A 5969-nucleotide genomic window follows, 5' to 3' on the forward strand; every position below is an offset into this window, starting at 1 on the left:
GCACCCGGGTCATCAGGAAGATGTTGTAGTCGATGCCCAGCGCGACCAGGAACACGAAGACGAACAGTGGGAAGCCCGAGTCGGCCATCGGGAAGCCGTAGACGTATTTGAAGATCACCGAGGAGATGCCCAGCGCCGCCCCGAAGGACAGGATCACCGTCAGGATCAGCAGCACCGGCGCGACCAGCGCGCGCAGGAGCAGCATCAGGATCAGCATCACCACCACCAGGACCACCGGGATGATCACCCGGTTGTCGCGGTGGGCGGCATCGGCGGTGTCGAGGTAGATCGCGGCCGACCCACCCACCAGCGTGCCGGGGATGGCGTGCACGACCTGGCGCACGGCCCGCACCTGGTCGGCCGCGGCCTGGCTGGCCGGGTCGACGGTCTGGGTGACCGGCAGGTACTTCACCCCGGCGACCGGTGGCACCGTGGTGTCGACCTTGCCGACGCCCGGCACCCGGTCGATAGCCGACACCACCTGGTCGGCCCGGCCGGGCGTGGTCACCACCTGGATAGGCGTCGAGGTGTCGGCCAGTCGGTGGTCGACCAGGATGCGCTGGCCGACCACCGAGTCGTAGGTCTTGGTGTACTGCTGGTCGGTCGGGATGTTGCCGGTCTTGAGGGTGAGGATGCCCAGGCACGCCACCACCAGCACCGCCGTGGTGGTCATCCAGACGGTGCGGGGGCGCGGCGCGATCCGCCGTCCGACCCGGGCCCACAGCCCGTGCGTGGTCGGCTCGTCCGAGCCGTACGTCGGCCGCCGCGGCCAGAACATCCAACGCCCGGTGATGACCAGCAATGCCGGCAGCAGGGTGAGCATCACGACCAGCGTGACGGCCACGCCGATCGCCATGATCGGGCCCAGGCCGGCGGTGGAGTTGAGCGCGGCGAGCAGCAGGCACAGCATGCCGACGGCCACCGTCGAGGCGCTGGCGATGATGGCCGGCGAGGCCCGGTGCAGCGCGACCGCCATCGCCTCGTGCCGGTCCTCGTGCCGGCGCAGCTCCTCGCGATAGCGCGCCACCAGCAGCAGCGCGTAGTCGGTGCCGGCTCCGATCACCAGCACGCTCAGGATCGCCTGGCTTTGGCCGTTGACGGTCAGGTCGGCGTACTTGGCCAGGAAGTAGATCACCGCCTCGGCGGTGAACAGCGCGAACACCGAGGACAGGATCGGCAGCAGCCACAGGATCGGGCTGCGATAGGTGAACAGCAGGATCACGATCACCACGCCGAGCGCGGCGTAGAGCAGCGTCCCGTCGATGCCGGCGAACGCGTCGGCGGCATCGGCGACCTGGCCACCGGGACCGGCCAGATGGACGTCCGCGCCGGGCAGCCGGGCGATCGAGCGCAGCTTGTCGGCGATCGGCGGCATCTTGTTCCAGCCGTCCTGGCCGAGGTTGAACGTGACCACCGACGTCGCCACCTGGCCGTCGGGGGAGACCAGCCCCAGCTTCTGCCCGGTCGCCGCGTCGGTCGGGTAGACCACCGGAGGCGTGCTGTTCTCCGGCTTCACCACGCCGTCGAGGCCGCCGATCCGCGGCGCCTGCGCGGCGATGGCCTGGAAGTCGGCCGCGGTGAGGCCGCCGGCGCGGTGGTAGACCACCAGGGTCGGAATGTCGTTCGGGTTCGAGAACGGCGTCAGCCGGTCCAGCGCCTTGGTCGACTCGGCGCTGGCCGGCAACCACGACGACGCCTCGTTGTTCTGGACGTCGCTGAGCTTCTGCGCGAAGGTACCCGCGACGGCGATGACGATCAGCCATGCCACCAGGACCACCCACTTGGTCACGCGTCCGGTGAGGGCGCCAGCGATCTGACGGTGCATGTCACCAGTGGAGCAAACTTTGCCCGCCGGTGACACCGGGGTTTTCCCGGATCCGGCTCGGGGTCAGCGCTCGCCGTACAGCGTGGTGCGCTCGCGGACCGGCCGGTCGATGCCGGCGGCGATCTCGGCGATCTCCTCCACCGTCTTGGCCGAGCCGTACTCGGACCCGGCCATCCGGGAGATCGTCTCCTCCATCAGCGTGCCGCCCAGGTCGTTGGCTCCGGCCTGGAGCATGGCGCGGGTGCCGTCGACGCCGAGCTTGACCCAGGAGGTCTGGATGTTGCGGATCCGGCCGTGCAGCATGATCCGCGCCATCGCGTGCACGGCGAGGTTGTCGCGCAGCGTCGGCCCCGGGCGGGCGGCGCCGGCCAGGTAGATCGGCGCCGAGTTGTGCACGAACGGCAGCGGGACGAACTCGGTGAAGCCGCGCCCACCCGACTCCAGCGCGGCGTCCTGGATGCGGCTCAGCACCCGCAGGTGGCCGACCCAATGCCGCGGGTTGTCGACGTGGCCGTACATCATCGTGCTCGTCGTGGGGATGCCGAGCCGGTGGGCGGTGCCGATGATCTCGATCCAGGTCCTGGCCGGCAGCTTGCCCTTGGTGAGCACCCAGCGGACCTCGTCGTCGAGGATCTCCGCGGCGGTGCCCGGGATCGAGCCCAGGCCCGCCTCGCGGACCTTGATCAGGAAGTCCTCGATCGAGAGCCCGGTGCGGGCGGTGCCGTTGACGATCTCCATCGGGCTGAACGCGTGCACGTGCATCTCGGGCACCCGCTGCTTGACCGCTGCGACCAGGTCGAAGTACGCCGTGGCCGGCAGTTGGGGGTCGATGCCGCCCTGCATGCACACCTCGGTGGCGCCCAGCTCCCAGGCCTCCTGCGCCCGGTCGGCGACCTCCTCGTAGGAGAGCGAGTACGCGTCGGCGTCGGTGCGCCGCTGAGCGAAGGCGCAGAATCGACAGCCGACATAGCAGACGTTGGTGAAGTTGATGTTGCGGTTGACGATGTAGGTGACGTCGTCGCCGACCGCCTCGCGGCGCAGCGCGTCGGCGAGCCGGGTGACCTCGCGCAGCAGGTCGCCCTCGGCGGTCATCAGCGTGTAGGCATGCTCGTCCGACAGGTTGCCGGGGTCCTTCTCCGCGGCCCGCAGCGCCTGCGCGCCCTCGGCGTGGAGTACGGCGGGGGCCCCGGTCGTCTGTGCCGCGGCCCGGACCGCGTCCCAGTCGCCGTACACCGTGTCGAAGTCCTCACGCCGGTCGTGGGTGCGGCCCTCCGTGTCGATGCTCGCGTGCAGGTCGGTGCGGCCCACCGATGCCAAGCCCCCGTCGGGCTCCTGCCAGGCGACGCCGGGTCGCGGCCGGACCCCCGGCGCGGCCAGCCCGTCGGGGCCGGCTAGGGCGGCCACGTGCGCGAAGACGCGGGGGTCGAGCCACGCCCCGCCGCCTTGACGCAGTCCGGCTACGACGTACTCGGGATGGACGGTCAGCCGCGGACGCAGCTCGTAGCCCGCCTCGGCGGTCAGTCGGCGCAGTGCCTCCAGCGACGGCCAGGGTCGCTCGGGGTTGACGTGGTCGGGTGTCAGCGGCGAGACGCCGCCCCAGTCGTCGACGCCGGCATCGAGCAGCGCTCGGCACTCGGCCAGGTCGACCAGATTCGGGGGCGCCTGGACCCGGTCCTTGGGGCCGAGCACCAGACGGGTGACGGCGATGGCGGCGCGGTACTCGTCCAGTCCCAGGTCGTCCGCGTGCCGCATGGCGGTGTCGGGCTTGGCCCGGAAGTTCTGGACGATGACCTCCTGGAGGCCGCCGTAGGCGCGCGAGATGCGACGCAGCGCGAAGATCGTCTCGGCACGCTCCGCCAGCGTCTCGCCGATGCCGACCAGCAGGCCGCTGGTGAATGGGATGGAGAGCCGGCCGGCGTCTTCCAGTACGCGCAACCGCACGGCCGGGTCCTTGTCGGGGGAGCCGAAGTGCGCCTCGCCCTTGGTCTCGAAGAGCCGGCGGGAGGTGGTCTCCAGCATCATCCCCATCGAGGGGGAGACCGGCTTGAGCCGGTTGAGCTCCTCCCACGACATCACGCCGGGGTTGAGGTGGGGCAGCAGCCCGGTCTCCTCCAGCACTCGGATCGCCATCGCCCGGACGTAGGCCAGCGTCGAGTCGTAGCCCCGGCTCTCCAGCCACTCCCGGGCCTCCGGCCAGCGCTCCTCCGGCCGATCGCCGAGGGTGAACAGCGCCTCGAGGCAGCCGAGCTTGGCGCCCTCGGACGCGATCTGGAGGATCTCGTCGGGCGACAGGAACGGCTCGCGGCCCTCCCGGGCGGCCTGGGCCGGGGTCTCGACGAAGGTGCAGTAGTGGCACCGGTCGCGACACAGCCGGGTGATCGGGATGAAGACCTTGGGGGAGTAGGTGATGGTGCGCTCGCGGCCCGCCGCGACCAGGCCGGCGTCGCGGACCTTCGCCGCGGCTGCGGTGAGCCGGTCGAGGTCCTCGCCGGTCGCGGCCAGCAGCGCCGTGGCCTCGGCTACGTCGAGGGCGGCGCCCCGCTCCGCGCGCGCCAGTGCCCGTCGTACCTGCTGGGGAGTGGGTGTGGGAGGCATCGTCGTCAGGTTAGACGACCACGCAACGACGCTGGGGTCCGGAACCCCCACACAGTTCCGGACCCCAGCGTCGTCACCACTCTCCCGCGTCTCGGCGTCCAACGGTGGACATGTCCGTGATCGGACGCCGAGACGGGGTATGGGCTCACTTGACCTTCTTGGCCTTCGTCGTCACGACGGTGCCGGACGTGACCACGGCGGGCGTATATCCGGCCGGGGCGTGCGCGGTCACCTGGACGCTGACCTTCTGGCCCTTGAGGTTCCGGGTCAGCTTGAGGACGGCCTTCTTGCCCTTCTTGCCCTTGACCGGCTTGCCGTTGGCCAGCCACTTGTAGCTGAACGTGGTGCCGGCGGTCCAGGTGCCGGTCGAGACCTTGACCAACTTGCCGACCTTCGCCTTGCCCGTCACCTTCGGGGTGCCCATCGTGAGCATGCCCGCGGTCACGGTGTGCAGCGACCAGTAGTTGTTGGTCAGCTCACCGTCCTGGTAGCCGGCCTTGTGGCCAACGGCGCGCACGCCGACGACGTGACCCAGCGCGGCCGTCGGCAGCGCGACGCTCGGCGACGTCGTGGTCGCGAAGACGGTGCCCTGGTAGTCCTGGTAGCCCGCGGTGCTCGAGTAGGTCGTGTGCGGGTCGAGGATCCACTGGTAGGAGACTGCGGCACCGGTGGTCCAGCTTCCGGCGCTGGTGTCGCCGGGGTACGCCGTCGCGGTGGCCGTGACGGTGCCACCCACGGTCCAGCTGCCGCTGAGCGTCAGGTCGTCGGGCGTCTGGAGGTACGGACCGGGCGTCGTGAAGCTCGCCGCCGCGGACGGGGCGCTGTCGGGCCTCACCTCGTTGTTGTCCGTCGCGGTGATCGTGACGTTGTACGTGTCACCCGCCAGGGCCGCGATGTCGACGTTGTCACCGAAGTAGGCGTATGCGTCCACGGTGTAGTCGGCATCGGCGGGATCGGAGTCCGCGCGCGAGCCCGTCGTGGTGAAGCTGTCGGTGTCTGACGGGTTGGCGACGTTGGTGAACGTGACCGTGTAGCTGTCGTCCGCGCTGACGTCGGAGAGGTTCGGGTCGGTCCATTCCAGATCGACCTCGTAGGCGCCGACGTACGTCGTCGTCAGACCGGTCGGCGCGGCGAGCGACGTGACCGCGTGTGCGGGCGTCGCGACGCCGAGCCCGACGCCGACCAGAGCGGCGGCCGCAAGGGCGGCCGGGAACTTCTTCAAGGTGTTTCCCTTCAATGATGGGTGATGATGGTCGCGGATGACCGGTCGAACCGGTGGATCACTTGACCTTGAGCTTGACCGACTTGTTGAACTTGGCCACCTGCGCCGAGCCCTTGTAGCTGAGCTTGAGCTTGTGCTTGCCGTGGCTGAGGTGCTTCTTGAGCTTCAGCACCAGCTTGCCGTTGACGATCGTGGCCTTGCCGATCAGCTTCTTGCCGTCGTAGACCTTGACCTTTCCGGGGGCCTTGGCGACGGTGATCCCGGGTAGGGCGAGCTTGACCTTCTTGGTGTTCGCCTTGATCGTGGCAGGCTTGATCTTGGTGACCT

4 protein-coding genes are annotated in these 5969 nt (G+C 69.8%); all 4 read right to left on the reverse strand.

The features are described from left to right. The coding region (locus VHA72_RS02315) for an MMPL family transporter (RefSeq protein WP_325572834.1) at positions 1–1825 on the reverse strand (1825 nt) is incomplete at its 3' end. A gap of 63 nt (positions 1826–1888) precedes the next feature. Next, positions 1889–4420, reverse strand: coding sequence for a bifunctional FO biosynthesis protein CofGH (locus VHA72_RS02320; RefSeq protein WP_325572835.1), 2532 nt, complete (start codon positions 4418–4420; stop codon positions 1889–1891). Between the two features lie 145 nt (positions 4421–4565). Beyond that, positions 4566–5642 carry a hypothetical protein gene (locus tag VHA72_RS02325; RefSeq protein ID WP_325572836.1) on the reverse strand — a complete coding sequence of 359 codons (1077 nt, stop codon included), beginning with the start codon at positions 5640–5642 and terminating at the stop codon, positions 4566–4568. A 58-nt stretch (positions 5643–5700) separates the two neighbouring features. Beyond that, on the reverse strand, positions 5701–5969 hold a 269-nt coding region (locus VHA72_RS02330), incomplete at its 5' end, for a hypothetical protein (protein ID WP_325572837.1).

The organism is Nocardioides sp. (assembly GCF_035547795.1).
GTDB lineage: Bacteria > Actinomycetota > Actinomycetes > Propionibacteriales > Nocardioidaceae > Nocardioides.